At 57.6% G+C, this 13,588-nt stretch carries 14 protein-coding genes; 12 read left to right on the top strand and 2 right to left on the bottom strand.

Annotation, left to right across the window (positions count from 1 at the left end):
- Window positions 1–8 precede the first annotated feature (8 nt).
- The 11 genes from B9Z39_RS12690 to B9Z39_RS12640 all read left to right on the top strand — a co-directional run bounded on the left by B9Z39_RS12690 (window position 9) and on the right by B9Z39_RS12640 (window position 9,933).
- On the top strand, window positions 9–149 hold the full coding sequence (locus B9Z39_RS12690; protein WP_100146475.1) for an entericidin A/B family lipoprotein: 141 nt from the start codon (window positions 9–11) through the stop codon (window positions 147–149).
- Window positions 149–793 (top strand): 3-isopropylmalate dehydratase small subunit, encoded by a 645-nt coding sequence (gene leuD, locus B9Z39_RS12685; RefSeq protein ID WP_100146474.1) that lies wholly within the window; start codon window positions 149–151, stop codon window positions 791–793. The genes B9Z39_RS12690 and leuD overlap by 1 nt, the downstream gene beginning before the upstream one ends.
- A gap of 18 nt (window positions 794–811) precedes the next feature.
- Window positions 812–1,897, top strand: a complete 1,086-nt coding sequence (leuB, locus tag B9Z39_RS12680; protein WP_100146473.1) for a 3-isopropylmalate dehydrogenase — start codon at window positions 812–814, stop codon at window positions 1,895–1,897.
- A gap of 360 nt (window positions 1,898–2,257) precedes the next feature.
- Window positions 2,258–3,388, top strand: coding sequence for an aspartate-semialdehyde dehydrogenase (asd, locus tag B9Z39_RS12675; protein ID WP_108301954.1), 1,131 nt, complete (start codon window positions 2,258–2,260; stop codon window positions 3,386–3,388).
- A gap of 24 nt (window positions 3,389–3,412) precedes the next feature.
- Window positions 3,413–4,954 (top strand): FimV family protein, encoded by a 1,542-nt coding sequence (locus B9Z39_RS12670; protein WP_108301953.1) that lies wholly within the window; start codon window positions 3,413–3,415, stop codon window positions 4,952–4,954.
- A gap of 5 nt (window positions 4,955–4,959) precedes the next feature.
- On the top strand, window positions 4,960–5,757 hold the full coding sequence (truA, locus tag B9Z39_RS12665; RefSeq protein WP_108301952.1) for a tRNA pseudouridine(38-40) synthase TruA: 798 nt from the start codon (window positions 4,960–4,962) through the stop codon (window positions 5,755–5,757).
- Entirely contained in the window at window positions 5,754–6,446 is a 693-nt protein-coding gene (locus B9Z39_RS12660; RefSeq protein ID WP_100146469.1) for a phosphoribosylanthranilate isomerase, read from the top strand. Before truA ends, B9Z39_RS12660 begins: the two co-directional genes overlap by 4 nt.
- 71 nt (window positions 6,447–6,517) lie before the next feature.
- Complete coding sequence (gene trpB / locus B9Z39_RS12655; RefSeq protein ID WP_100146468.1) at window positions 6,518–7,792, top strand: tryptophan synthase subunit beta; 1,275 nt, start codon at window positions 6,518–6,520, stop codon at window positions 7,790–7,792.
- Entirely contained in the window at window positions 7,789–8,598 is an 810-nt protein-coding gene (trpA, locus tag B9Z39_RS12650) for a tryptophan synthase subunit alpha (RefSeq protein WP_108301951.1), read from the top strand. Before trpB ends, trpA begins: the two co-directional genes overlap by 4 nt.
- A 47-nt stretch (window positions 8,599–8,645) precedes the next feature.
- Entirely contained in the window at window positions 8,646–9,518 is an 873-nt protein-coding gene (gene accD / locus B9Z39_RS12645; RefSeq protein WP_100146466.1) for an acetyl-CoA carboxylase, carboxyltransferase subunit beta, read from the top strand.
- Between the two features lie 157 nt (window positions 9,519–9,675).
- Window positions 9,676–9,933, top strand: a complete 258-nt coding sequence (locus tag B9Z39_RS12640) for a DUF2789 family protein (RefSeq protein WP_100146465.1) — start codon at window positions 9,676–9,678, stop codon at window positions 9,931–9,933.
- On the opposite strand, the gene B9Z39_RS12635 is transcribed toward B9Z39_RS12640, so the two are convergent.
- Window positions 9,930–10,382, bottom strand: coding sequence for a CHRD domain-containing protein (locus B9Z39_RS12635; protein WP_100146464.1), 453 nt, complete (start codon window positions 10,380–10,382; stop codon window positions 9,930–9,932). The genes B9Z39_RS12640 and B9Z39_RS12635 overlap by 4 nt on opposite strands.
- A 118-nt stretch (window positions 10,383–10,500) precedes the next feature.
- Window positions 10,501–11,883, bottom strand: coding sequence for a class II fumarate hydratase (gene fumC, locus B9Z39_RS12630; RefSeq protein ID WP_108301976.1), 1,383 nt, complete (start codon window positions 11,881–11,883; stop codon window positions 10,501–10,503).
- Between the two features lie 152 nt (window positions 11,884–12,035).
- On the opposite strand from fumC, the gene lysS reads away from it, so the two are divergent.
- A complete protein-coding gene (gene lysS, locus B9Z39_RS12625) occupies window positions 12,036–13,577 on the top strand; it encodes a lysine--tRNA ligase (protein WP_108301950.1) in 1,542 nt (513 codons plus the stop codon).
- The last annotated feature ends 11 nt before the right edge of the window (window positions 13,578–13,588 follow it).

Below are 13,588 nucleotides of genomic sequence, written 5' to 3'. Positions count from 1 at the left end.
GTACGTTGATGAACACCACCAAATTTTTCTGGGTCTGCCTGGCCTTGCTTGCCAGCGCCAGCTTGAGTGCTTGCAACACCGTCAAAGGCATGGGGCAGGATGTGCAAAAAGCCGGCACGGCGATTGAAAACGCAGCGACGAAAAAATAATGCAGAAATTCACACCTCACAAAGGCCTGGTGGCCCCGATGGACCGCGAGAACGTGGACACCGACGCCATCATCCCCAAACAATTCTTGAAGTCGATTCGCAAGACCGGCTTTGGCCCCAACCTGTTTGACGAATGGCGTTACTTGGACCACGGCGAGCCCGGTCAAGACCCCGCCAGCCGCAAGCCCAACCCTGACTTTGTGTTGAACCAACCGCGCTACCAAGGTGCCTCGATCTTGTTGGCACGTAAAAACTTTGGCTGCGGTTCGTCACGTGAACACGCGCCTTGGGCTCTGGACCAGTACGGTTTTCGCTGCGTGATTGCACCCAGCTTTGCCGACATCTTTTTCAACAACTGTTTCAAAAACGGCTTGTTGCCCATCGTGCTGCCTGAGAGCACGGTGGATGCTTTGTTCAACGAAGCACTGGCTTTCCCCGGTTTTGAGTTGACCATCGATCTGGAGCGTCAAGTGGTGGTGCGCCCCCAAGGCGAAACCATTCCGTTTGAAGTGCAGGCTTTCCGCAAGTACTGCTTGCTCAACGGCTTTGACGACATCGGCTTGACTTTGCGTCAAGCCGACAAGATCAAGGCCTTTGAAGCACAACGCCTGGCCACCAAGCCCTGGTTGGCACACACTGCTTAAACACAAGAAAGAAGATTCATGAAAATCGCAGTCTTGCCAGGTGATGGCATTGGCACCGAAATCGTCGCAGAAGCGGTCAAAGTTCTCAACGTTCTTGACTTGAAGTTTGAAACCGAAACCGCCCTGGTGGGTGGTGCTGCATTTGACGCCCACGGCCACCCGCTGCCCGACAGCACCTTGAAGCTGGCCAAAGAGGCCGATGCCATTTTGTTTGGTGCTGTGGGCGACTGGAAATACGACACGTTGGACCGCCCGCTGCGCCCTGAGCAAGCCATTTTGGGTTTGCGCAAGAACTTGGGGCTGTTTGCCAATTTCCGCCCTGCCATTTGCTACGAGCAATTGGTCGGCGCATCCAGTTTGAAACCTGAGCTGATTTCGGGCCTGGATATCTTGATCATCCGCGAGCTGACGGGCGACATTTACTTTGGTCAACCCCGTGGCCGCCGCGTGGCCACCGATGGTCACTTTCCGGGTGCCGAAGAAGCGTTTGACACCATGCGCTACAGCAAACCCGAAATTGAGCGCATTGCCCATGTGGCTTTCCAAGCCGCACGCAAGCGCAAAGCATCGGGCAGCGAAGGCCGCGTGACCAGCGTGGACAAAGCCAACGTGTTGGAAACCTTCCAGTTCTGGAAAGATGTGGTGAGCGAAGTCGGCAAAGAGTACCCCGACATTGCGCTGGACCACATGTACGTGGACAACGCAGCCATGCAATTGGTGAAAGAGCCTAAACGTTTTGACGTGGTGGTGACGGGCAATATGTTTGGCGACATCTTGAGCGATGAGGCGTCGATGTTGACGGGCTCAATTGGCATGTTGCCTTCCGCCTCTTTGAACTCAAAGAACCAAGGCCTGTATGAACCCAGCCATGGCAGTGCGCCCGACATCGCGGGTAAAGGCGTGGCCAACCCCTTGGCCACCATTTTGAGCGCGGCCATGATGCTGCGCTTCAGCTTGAACCAAGCTGAAGCCGCAGACCGCATTGAAACGGCCGTCAAGGCGGTGCTGGCTCAAGGCCTGCGCACACCCGACATTTACAGCGCAGGGACCACCAAGGTGGGCACTTCGCAAATGGGTGACGCCGTGGTGAAAGCTTTGGTATAAAAATCTGCACAAACTCAAACACAAAGAGCGCCGATGGCGCTCTTTGTGTTTGGGGACGTCACACCGAAGAAGTCATCGCCACACGACGTGGCGCGGCCTTGCTGCCTTAGCTGCCAGTCTTTTGTCAGCCAGCACAAAGCCACCATCCGATACAATGAGTGCCATGTTTCACGCCTGCTTGTTCGTCACTCTGAACTCAACAACAGCCGCCAAGGCTGCTGTTGGCACGCGTGCATTCACCCCCAAAACCACGACCATTCAGGGCTGATTCAGCTCCGGTCCGTCGTGCGCCCCCCGGCCAGACGAGCCGGGCAAACAGTCTGGTCTGGCACTGTTTTCTATCTTTGAAAAGGCGTTGAAATGAGCAAGTTAGTAGGTTTAGTCGGTTGGCGCGGCATGGTTGGCTCGGTCTTGATGGACCGCATGGCTCAGGAAAAAGACTTTGAGCTGATTGAGCCCCTGTTCTTCTCCACCTCGAACGCGGGTGGCCCAGCGCCCTCCTTTGCCAAAAACGAAATCCTGCTGCAAGACGCCAATGACATCACGGCGCTCAAGCGCTGCGACATCATCTTGACCTGTCAAGGCGGCGACTACACCAAAGAGGTGTATCCAAAGTTGCGTGCCGCAGGCTGGACGGGCCATTGGATTGACGCTGCGTCATCGCTGCGCATGGCCGATGACGCCGTGATCGTGCTGGACCCTGTGAACCGCGATGTGATCGACAGCGCCTTGGCGCAAGGCGGCAAAAACTGGATCGGCGGCAATTGCACCGTGAGCCTGATGTTGATGGCCATGGGCGGGTTGTTCAAGCACGACATGATTGAGTGGGTCAGTGCCATGACTTACCAAGCGGCCTCGGGTGCTGGCGCGCAAAACATGCGTGAGCTGTTGTCGCAAATGGGTGCGCTGCACGATGCGGTGAAAACCGAATTGGCCAACCCTTCTTCTGCTATTTTGGACATCGACCGCAAAGTGGCCGCCACCATGCGCGATGCCTCTTTCCCCACCAAGAACTTCCGCAACACGGCGCTGGCTGGCAGCTTGATTCCATGGATCGATGTCCCTGTTGAGCATGGCCAAAGCAAGGAAGAGTGGAAAGGCGGCGCCGAATGCAACAAGATTTTGGGCAAGCCTGCTTTCCGCAGTGCGGGCAGCATTCCGATTGACGGCTTGTGCGTGCGCATTGGCGCCATGCGCTGCCACTCGCAAGGCCTGACCATCAAGCTCAAAAAAGATGTGCCCATGGACGAGATCGAGTCGATCTTGGCCCAAGCCAACGACTGGGTGAAAGTGGTGCCCAACCAACGCGAGATTTCCGAGCGTGACCTCACACCCGCCGCCGTGACCGGCACCCTGACCGTGCCTGTGGGTCGCTTGCACAAGCTGGCCATGGGCAACGACTACCTGGGTGCCTTCACCGTCGGCGACCAATTGTTGTGGGGCGCTGCCGAGCCGCTGCGTCGCATGTTGCGCATCCTGCTGGAACGTTGAAATAAACCCGCTACCATTCTGGACATGACCCGAGACCTCCGCCCTGCATCTACCCTGTTCCAACGCACGGCGTTGTGGGCGGCCCTCTCTTTAACACTACTTGGCAGTGCGCAGGCACTCACTTTGAGTCGTCCTGTGGTGCAGTCCAAACAAGGCGAAGCCCTCAAGGCCGAGATTGACATTGCGGACATGACGGCCGCAGAACAAGTGAATTTTCAAGCTGCTTTGGCTGGCCTTGAGGTGTACAAGGCCACCAAACTGGAGATCCCTACCAGCCATGGTGCGGCCTTGGAGATTCAGGTCAAGCTGCTCAAGCGCAGCAACGGGCGACCTTACCTGGCCATCACCAGCCAGCAAACGGTGACCAGCAACTTCCTCGACGTGTTGCTGGATTTGCGTTGGGCCAATGGCCGCTTGCTGCGTGCGGTGAGTTTGTCAATGGACGATGGCCGCCAAAACGGGCCTAGCTCACCCACGGTCGTAGGCAGTGGGTCCGCCTCGATCAAGGTCAAACGCGGCGACACCGCAGGCGATCTGGCGGCACGCAACAAACCGACCGACGTCTCGTTGGACCAGATGTTGGTGGCCATGTTGCGCAGCAATCCCGATGCATTTGTGAACGCCAACGTGAACCGGTTGAAATCGGGCTCGTTGCTGAACATGCCGTCGGAGCAAGATGCCAAGGCGGTGTCACGCGAAGAAGCACGCAAAGAAATACAAGTGCAAACTGCCAACTTTCAGGCGTATCGCGCTGAATTGGCAGCCCGCGCCCCGGGCGGCACAGCGCCTATAGCCAGCCGCGACAGCACTGGCAAGCTCGAAGCAAGTGTGCAAAACAAAAAGGCCAGTGCCAAAGAAGACAAGCTGACGCTGACCAAGCCCACCCAAGGTGGCGTGGAAGACAAATTAGCCCAACAACGCCAAGCGCAAGAAGTCGCCAGCCGTGCCGCAGAGATGGGGCGCAACATTGCCGAATTGGGCAAGATCGCCGCGGCCACAGCCACGGTAGCGGGTGCCTCTGCCGCATTAGAAACAGATCTTCCAGCCAGTGCCGCCTCGAATGCCCAAGACTGGCTGGGGCAACTCACCCACCACCCCCTGGCCCCAGTGAGTGCGGGCAGTTTGATTGCCCTGCTGGTTTTGGCCAGTCTGTGGAGTCGTCGTGCCAACCGCCAACAGGGTGACAACATTCAGGGCTTGCCGCCATTGAATGTGAAGTTCGATCTGGACTTGCCCCACGCCAACGACTTGGCGCCGCAAGTGGCTCCCAGCATGGCGCCAAGCACCAGCGCCGATGAAGCAGCCCCCACGCAAGCTGCGGCAGAAAAACCAGTCACGCCCCAAGCGCAACCGGCACGTCCCACGATGGACATTCCGGACATTTCTCTGGACCTGGACGAACCCACCACGCCAGACAACCCGTTCCAAGTGCGCATGGATTTGGCGCAAGAGCTCTGGCAACTTGGCCAGTTGCACACCAGCCGCGCGCTGATGGAAGAAGTCGCCAACGAAGCCAAAGGCGAGGTGCAAGCTCGCGCCAAGCAGTGGCTGGCTGAGCGAGGCTAAAGCCCATGCGTATCGCCATGGGCTTGAGCTACAACGGCCAGGCCTACGAAGGCTGGCAAAGCCAGCTCTCAGGCAAAACCGTGCAAGACCGCCTCGAAGCAGCGCTGCAAAAATTCACCACCACCCGTGTTCAAACCTTGTGCGCAGGTCGCACCGATTCAGGGGTGCATGGCTTGATGCAGGTGATTCACTTTGACACCGAGTTAGAACGCGACCCGTACTCGTGGGTGCGTGGCACCAACAGTTTTTTGCCACTCGATATTGCCATTCAGTGGGCTCAGGTGGTACCCGATAGTTTTCACAGCAGAGGCAGCGCCATTTCACGCCGCTATGCCTATGTGCTGCTGGAGTCTCCTGTACGCCCCAGCGTGGACGTAGGCCGGGTGGGATGGGTGTACCGCCCACTCAACTTGGAAGCGATGGAGCAAGCTGCTGAGTACCTGCTGGGCGAACACGACTTCACCTCGTTTCGCGCCTCCAGCTGCCAAGCGTTGAGCCCCGTCAAAACGCTGCGCAGTATCCGCATCACGAGACGCAGCACGCAACCCCACTCCGCGTATTGGCGTTTTGAGTTTGAAGCCAATGCGTTCTTGCACCACATGATCCGCAACCTCATGGGTTGTTTGATTCCGATTGGCGAAGGCACGCACCCACCCGAATGGATGGCCGAGGTGCTGGCCGCGCGCAGTCGCGACGCTGCCAGCCGCACGTTCAGCCCTGACGGCTTGTACTTTTTAGGACCGCAGTACGACGCCCATTGGGGCTTGCCCAACGGGGCGCCTGCGTATGATGGTTTGCCATGAACCGCACCCGCATCAAAATTTGTGGCCTGACCCGCGAGCAAGACGTCGACGCTGTGGTGGCAGCCGGCGTCGATGCCGTGGGCTTTGTGCTGTACCCACCCAGCGCACGCGCTGTCACCGCTGAACGTGCCGCCGTGTTGGCGCAACGCTTGCCAGCCTTTGTCACGCCCGTGCTGCTGTTTGTCAACGAGACGTCCGAGGCCATCGCACAAGCCTGTTTGCGTGTGCCGGGTGCCTGGCTGCAATTTCATGGCGATGAAACGCCCGAACAATGTCGCCAGATTGCACAGCGACTAGGACGACGCTGGATTCGGGCCGCCCGCATTCCCCTTGAACCAGCCCAGGGCGAAGCCCCGTTCGACCTATTAAAATATGCCCACGATTACAAAGACGCCCAAGCGGTGCTGCTCGACGCGCATGTCGACGGTTACGGCGGTGGCGGCAAGGCATTCAATTGGTCACAGCTTCCTCAAAACGTCAACGCTCACCTCGTCTTGTCTGGTGGACTCAACGCTGCCAACGTGACAGACGGCCTGCATGCCTTGCGTGACCGCGGCTTGTCGCTGGCGGTGGACGTGAGTTCTGGCGTGGAGTCGGCCAAAGGCATCAAAGACCCCGCCCTGATTCGCGGGTTCACAGACGCTGTGCGTGCCGCAGACGCCCACCACGCGCGTTCAGACGCGCGCTGAGACTCCTTCTGAGCTATTTCTTTTTTTGAAGCGCTGGGGTTAAAACCCAGCCCTTTTTTGCAGGCCCCTCTATGTCGAACTACCAACAACCCGATGCACGCGGCCACTTTGGCCCTTATGGCGGCAGCTTTGTCAGCGAAACCCTGACCCACGCCATTGAAGAGCTGAAAGAGGCCTACGCCAAATACCAACACGACCCGGCCTTTATGGCAGAGTTCAAAAGCGAGTTGGCCCACTTTGTCGGACGGCCTTCTCCGATCTACCACGCGGCCCGCATGAGCCGTGAGATGGGTGGTGCACAGATTTACCTCAAACGCGAAGACCTCAACCACACCGGCGCCCACAAAATCAACAACACCATTGGCCAAGCCATGCTGGCCAAGCGCATGGGCAAGCCCCGCGTGATTGCCGAAACCGGTGCTGGCCAACATGGCGTGGCCACCGCCACCATTTGCGCACGCTACGGCTTGGAATGCGTGGTGTACATGGGCGCAGAGGACGTGAAACGCCAAAGCCCCAACGTCTACCGCATGAAGCTCTTGGGCGCCACCGTGGTACCGGTGGAGAGCGGCAGCCGCACACTCAAAGACGCGCTGAACGAAGCCATGCGCGACTGGGTGGCCAACGTGGACAACACCTTCTACATCATTGGCACCGTGGCCGGACCACACCCTTACCCAATGATGGTGCGCGACTTCCAAAGCGTGATTGGCGAAGAGTGCATCATGCAAATGCCCGCCATGCACCATGGCGCACAACCCGATGTGGTGTTGGCCTGCGTGGGCGGTGGCAGCAACGCCATGGGGATTTTTTATCCCTACATCCCGTTTGAGACAACACGCTTGATCGGCGTGGAAGCCGCAGGCGAAGGCATGGACACAGATCGCCACTCGTGCTCGCTACAGTTGGGCGCGCCCGGCGTGCTGCACGGCAACCGCACCTACATCTTGCAAGACGAGAATGGCCAAATCACCGAAACCCACAGCGTGAGCGCTGGCCTGGACTATCCCGGCGTGGGCCCCGAGCATGCGTTCCTCAAAGACATCGGTCGCGCCGAGTATGTGGGCATCACCGACACCGAAGCCTTGGACGCTTTTCACTACCTATGCCGCACCGAGGGCATCATCCCGGCGCTGGAGTCGAGCCACGCCGTGGCCTACGCCATGAAGCTGGCCAAAACCATGTCACCCGATCAATCGATCTTGGTCAACCTGTCTGGGCGTGGCGACAAAGACATTGGCACGGTGGCCGACTTGAGCGGCGCTGACTTCTTTTGCCGCCCGAGCTGTCAAGGACAGTCGGTCAAAGGCGGCCCCACAGAGCACACCATCAAGGTCACGAAATGAGTCGCATCGACGTCACCCTCTCAGCCCTCAAAGCCCAAGGCCGCAAAGCCTTGATTCCCTATGTGATGGCCGGTTTTCCAAAAGCCGAGATCACGCCCGCGCTGATGCACAGCATGGTGGATGCTGGCGCCGACATCATTGAACTGGGGGTGCCTTTCAGCGACCCCATGGCCGATGGCCCGGTGATTCAAAAAGCCGGTGAAGCAGCACTGCGCTTGCACATTGGCACCACGCAAGTGTTGGACATGGTGCGCGAGTTTCGCCAAACCAACGCCACCACCCCCGTGGTGTTGATGGGCTATGCCAACCCCGTCGAGTGTTACGACCTGAAACACGGGACGCATGCGTTTGTGAAAGACGCATCCGCAGCAGGCGTGGATGGCGTGCTCATCGTGGACTATCCCCCCGAAGAGTGCGAAGAGTTCGCGGCCACGTTGCGTGCGCACAGCATGGACCTGATTTTCTTGCTCGCCCCGACCAGCACCGACCAACGCATGGCGCAAGTGGCACGTGTGGCCAGTGGCTATGTGTATTACGTGTCGCTCAAAGGTGTGACGGGTGCTGGCAATCTCGACACCGACGCGGTGGAAGCCATGCTGCCACGCATTCGTCAGCACGTGCACATCCCTGTAGGTGTAGGTTTTGGCATTCGCGATGCCACCACCGCACGCGCGGTCAGCCGTGTGGCGGACGCCGTTGTGATTGGCAGCCGCATCATCCAGTTGCTGGAAGCTGCGCCCGAGGGCGAAGCGGTGCAAGCGGCCCATGACTTCCTGGCTGGCATTCGCCAAGCCTTGGATGCATAAGCCAGACGACTAAAATCATTTGATTCAGAACTGACGAAGGACTCACCATGAGTTGGCTCGAAAAACTACTGCCTCCAAAAATTCAACACACCGATCCGGCAGATCGCCGCAGCGTGCCGGAAGGCTTGTGGGTCAAGTGTCCTAGCTGCGAAACCGTGCTCTATAAAACCGATCTGGAGCAAAACCAAAACGTCTGCCCCAGTTGCAGCCACCACCTGCGCATTGGGGCGCGTCAACGTCTGGATGCATTTTTAGACGGCGAAGGCCGCTACGAAATTGGCCAAGAAGTGGTGCCTGTGGACGCCTTGAAATTCAAGGACAGCCGCAAATACCCTGAACGCTTGAAAGAAGCGATGAACAACACCGGCGAAACCGACGCTTTGGTGGTGATGGGTGGCGCGGTGCACAGCATCAATGTGGTGGCAGCTTGCTTTGAATTCGATTTCATGGGTGGCTCCATGGGCTCGGTGGTGGGTGAGCGCTTTGTGCGCGGCGTGCATACCGCCATTGAGCAAAAAGTGCCGTTCATCTGCTTCACCGCCACGGGTGGCGCGCGCATGCAAGAAGGCTTGCTGTCATTGATGCAAATGGCCAAGACCAACGCATCGCTGACCCGCTTGGCCAAGAAGGGCCTGCCCTACATCAGCGTGCTGACTGACCCCACCATGGGTGGCGTGTCTGCCGGCTTTGCCTTTGTGGGCGACGTGGTGATTGCCGAACCCAAAGCCTTGATTGGCTTTGCGGGCCCTCGTGTGATTGAGAGCACCGTGCGTGTGACCTTGCCCGAGGGCTTTCAACGTGCCGAGTTCTTGCAAACCAAAGGTGCGATTGACTTTATTTGTGATCGCCGCGAACTGCGCAAAACCATTGCCAACACCTTGGCCATGTTGCAAAGACAACCTGCGGATGCGGTGGCTTGATTCAAGCGAGCCACACCCAATCAAAGGCTCTCAGATGAGGGCCTTTTTTTATTTGTCTGCGCTGACTCAAAGTACACACAAGCAACAGGTTTGAACATAAAGTGGCGTTGTTGATGGACTTGTTGTCCATAGACTGCATTGCCAAGGAGCACAGATCATGGAAAAACTATTTCCTCGCTTCTCCGAGCTATTTGCCCAGCTAGGTCTTTCCTCCACACCCGCGGATATCCAGAAATTTCTGACCCAGCACAGCCCACTTGCTTTCAACATCCGGTTGCAAGATGCTGCTTTTTGGACGCCCGCGCAAGCCAGCTTGCTGCAAGAGCTGCTGCAAGAAGATGCCAATTGGGCCGAGGTGGTGGACCAACTCAGTCTGGCTCTGCGCCCCGAGCCAGACGAACCAGAGCCTGGTTAATTGGCAGGCATCAGTTGTGCACGCACTTCGCCACCGGGATGGGCTTTGGTGTGCAGATTGACGTACCACTTGCCAGCCAAGACGTCTCGTGCCTGGTCAGCAGTTAGCGTGGCTGAGCCTTGAATCGGACTGTCCAGATTGCCTTTGAAGCCCAGCGCGACCCCTGCATTGGCACCCATCATGGCTGGGCCGTGAAAGTGGCCTGCCCCAACAGGTCCCGTCAAGCCGGAATAGGTGACACGCCATGTCAGCTCGTTGGTGGTTTTGTTCAACGCAGCGTCCAAGGTGCCACGTCCCATCGTGTTATTGGCCGGCACTTCATTGCCACCGATCAATTGGCTGTTGAATTTCACGATGTTGGGATCTCCGTACATGGAGGCACAGCTCGCGAGGAAGGTGATGCACAAGGACAGGAATCCCCAGGTAAAAATTCTTTTGATGGAGGTCATACGCTTTCTCCTGTGTGAGGTGGAAATGAAATGGGCGAGCCGAAGTTGAGACCCACCGTGTCCATGATGTGGACGACTCATCAATAAAGTCAAGGCTGACAGACTTGGAACTGCGTCATCACACCATGTGTTCAGGTTGGACCCAGCAGTCAAAATCTGCTGCCGAAACAGCCTTCAAAGCCAATGCTGCGTCACGCAAGCTGAGGTTTTCACGTTCCGCAAATTTGGCAATTTCAGCGGCGCGGTCATAGCCAATATGAGGTACCAGTGCCGTGACCAACATGAGCGAGCGTCCCAACAAGTCGGCAATATGCTCTCGTTGTGCTTCTAGGCCACGGATACAGTACTGCTCAAAGCTGTCCATGCCCGCGCTGAGCAAACGCACGCTTTGCAAAAAGTTGTGCGCCATGAGTGGTTTGTAGGCATTGAGCTCAAAATTACCCAGCGCACCGCCCAGACCTATGGTCACATCGTTGCCCATGACCTGACAGGCCACCATGGCCAAGGCTTCGCATTGGGTGGGGTTGACTTTGCCGGGCATGATGGAGCTTCCAGGCTCATTGGCAGGCAGGGTGAGTTCACCCAAGCCACAACGTGGCCCAGAAGCCAACCAACGGATGTCGTTGGCAATCTTCATCAAGGCCACAGCCAGCACTTTGAGGGCTCCATGAGCGCCCACCAATGCATCATGCGATGCTTGGGCCGCAAATTTATTGGACGCGCTGACCAAGGGCAAACCCGTCGAACGCGCCAACGCATCGGCGACACGCGCACCAAATTCAGGGTGTGTGTTCAAGCCCGTCCCGACGGCGGTGCCACCCACGGCGAGAGCGTACACATCGGGTAACACGGCCCGAAGCCCCGCGCCCGCTTGCACCAGTTGTGCCGCATAACCAGAAAACTCCTGGCCCAAGGTCAGGGGCGTGGCATCTTGCAAGTGCGTGCGACCGATCTTGACAATGTGTTCGAACGCCACCGACTTGGCCTGCAGGGTGTCTGTCAGCCGCAGCAACGCTGGCAGCAAAGCACCAGTGATCGCCAAGGCCGCTGAGACATGCATTGCTGTCGGAAATATGTCATTGGAGGACTGTCCTCGGTTGACGTCATCGTTGGGGTGAACACAGCGATGTGGCCCACGTGGCACGCCGAGCAATTCAGAAGCGCGGTTGGCGAGCACCTCGTTCATATTCATATGACTTTGTGTGCCAGAACCGGTCTGCCACACAGAGAGGGGGAACTCTTGCGCGTGAAGCCCCGACACAACCTCTTGTGCGGCCACCCCAATGGCATGGGCCTTGTCTTGTGGCAAGAGCTGGAGTTGCCCATTGACATAGGCACAAGCGGCCTTGATGCGGGCCAGGGCCAAAATGATTTCTGACGGCATTTTTTCAGACGAAATCTGAAAGTACATCAAAGACCGTTGGGTTTGTGCACCCCACAGCCTGTCTGCGGGCACCTCGATGGCACCCATAGAGTCGATCTCGGTGCGGGTGTCATGCATGGCGTGGCCCTCCTGCTGGATGCGATTCATTCTGCGCTTTCAGCGACAGACTGTCGATGTTGACGCAGGCAGACGGGCAACTTGGGGGCGCCAAGGGAAACTCTTAAAATACGAGGTTTGCTGCCCGTCGCAGCCTTACTGCACAACCTTAGATGTCTCACAACACCCCACCCACCGCCTCAGAAGCCGCTCCCGTTGACGAAAACCAATTGATCGCCGAGCGTCGTGAAAAGCTCAAGGCGATTCGTGAGCGTCAGGCCCAAGGCCACGGCGTGGCCTTCCCCAACGATTTCAAGCCAGCACACCATGCCGCTACCTTGCACGAGTTGCATGGCGACAAGACCTCCGAGGTGTTGACCGAAGAAGGCCAATTCGCCAAGGTGGCAGGTCGCATGATGCTCAAGCGCGTGATGGGCAAAGCCAGTTTTGCCACACTGCAAGACAGCACCGGACGCATTCAAATTTATGTCACCCGCGACGATGTAGGCGAAGAAATTTACGCCGACTTCAAGCACTGGGACTTGGGCGACATCGTGGCCTGCGAAGGCAAGTTGTTCAAAACGCGCACCGGCGAGTTGTCAATCCACGCCAGTAGCATTCGCATGCTCACCAAGAGTTTGCGTCCCATGCCCGACAAGTTTCACGGCGTGCACGACCAAGAGATCAAGTACCGCCAGCGCTACGTCGATTTGATGACCGACGAGACAGCGCGCAAACGTTTTGTGGCGCGCAGCAAAGCGGTCAGTGGCATTCGCGAATTCATGGTGCAACACAACTTCCTAGAGGTTGAAACACCCATGCTGCACCCGATTCCAGGCGGTGCCAACGCCAAACCTTTTACCACGCACCACAACGCGTTGGACCAAGAAATGTTTTTGCGCATTGCGCCTGAGCTTTACCTCAAGCGCTTGATCGTGGGTGGCTTTGAACGCGTGTTTGAGATCAACCGCAACTTTCGCAACGAAGGCATCTCGGTACGCCACAACCCCGAGTTCACCATGATGGAGTTCTATGCGGCGTATTGGAATTACCAAGACCTGATGAGCTTTACCGAAGAGTTGGTGCGCGATGCCGCCATGAAGGCTGCCGGCACACTGCTGCTGACCTATGGTGGCAAGGCGGTGGATTTGAGCCAGCCGTTTGAGCGCTTGACCATTCCTGAAGCGATTCTGAAATACACCGATGCGGGCGACAACGTGGGCAACGCGGAATGGCTGATCGAAGCGCTGAAAAAATTGGGCTTCAAAGAAGACAAAGACAAACTCAGCACACGCAGCTTGGCCAGCCTGCAAGTGATGTACTTTGAAGAAACGGTGGAAGAAAAGCTCTGGCAACCGACCTTCATCTGCGAGCACCCGGTTGAAATTTCACCCTTGGCACGCGCCAGCGATGTGCGCCCCGAAGTGACCGAGCGCTTTGAGCTCTACATCACGGGCCGTGAGTTCGGCAACGGGTTCAGCGAGTTGAACGATGCCGAAGACCAGGCCGCCCGCTTCCAAGCCCAAGTGACCGCCAAAGACAGCGGCGACGACGAAGCCATGTTCTTTGACCACGACTTTGTGCGTGCACTGGAATACGGCATGCCTCCCACAGGCGGCTGCGGCATTGGCATTGACCGCTTGATGATGTTGCTCACCGACAGCCCGAGCATTCGCGATGTGATTTTGTTTCCGGCCTTGCGACGCGAGGGCTGAAACAGTATTTC

Source organism: Limnohabitans sp. JirII-29 (assembly GCF_003063395.1).
GTDB lineage: Bacteria > Pseudomonadota > Gammaproteobacteria > Burkholderiales > Burkholderiaceae_C > Limnohabitans.
The sequence above is the reverse complement of the archived record's forward strand: the minus strand, read 5'-3'. Positions and strand labels throughout refer to the sequence as shown.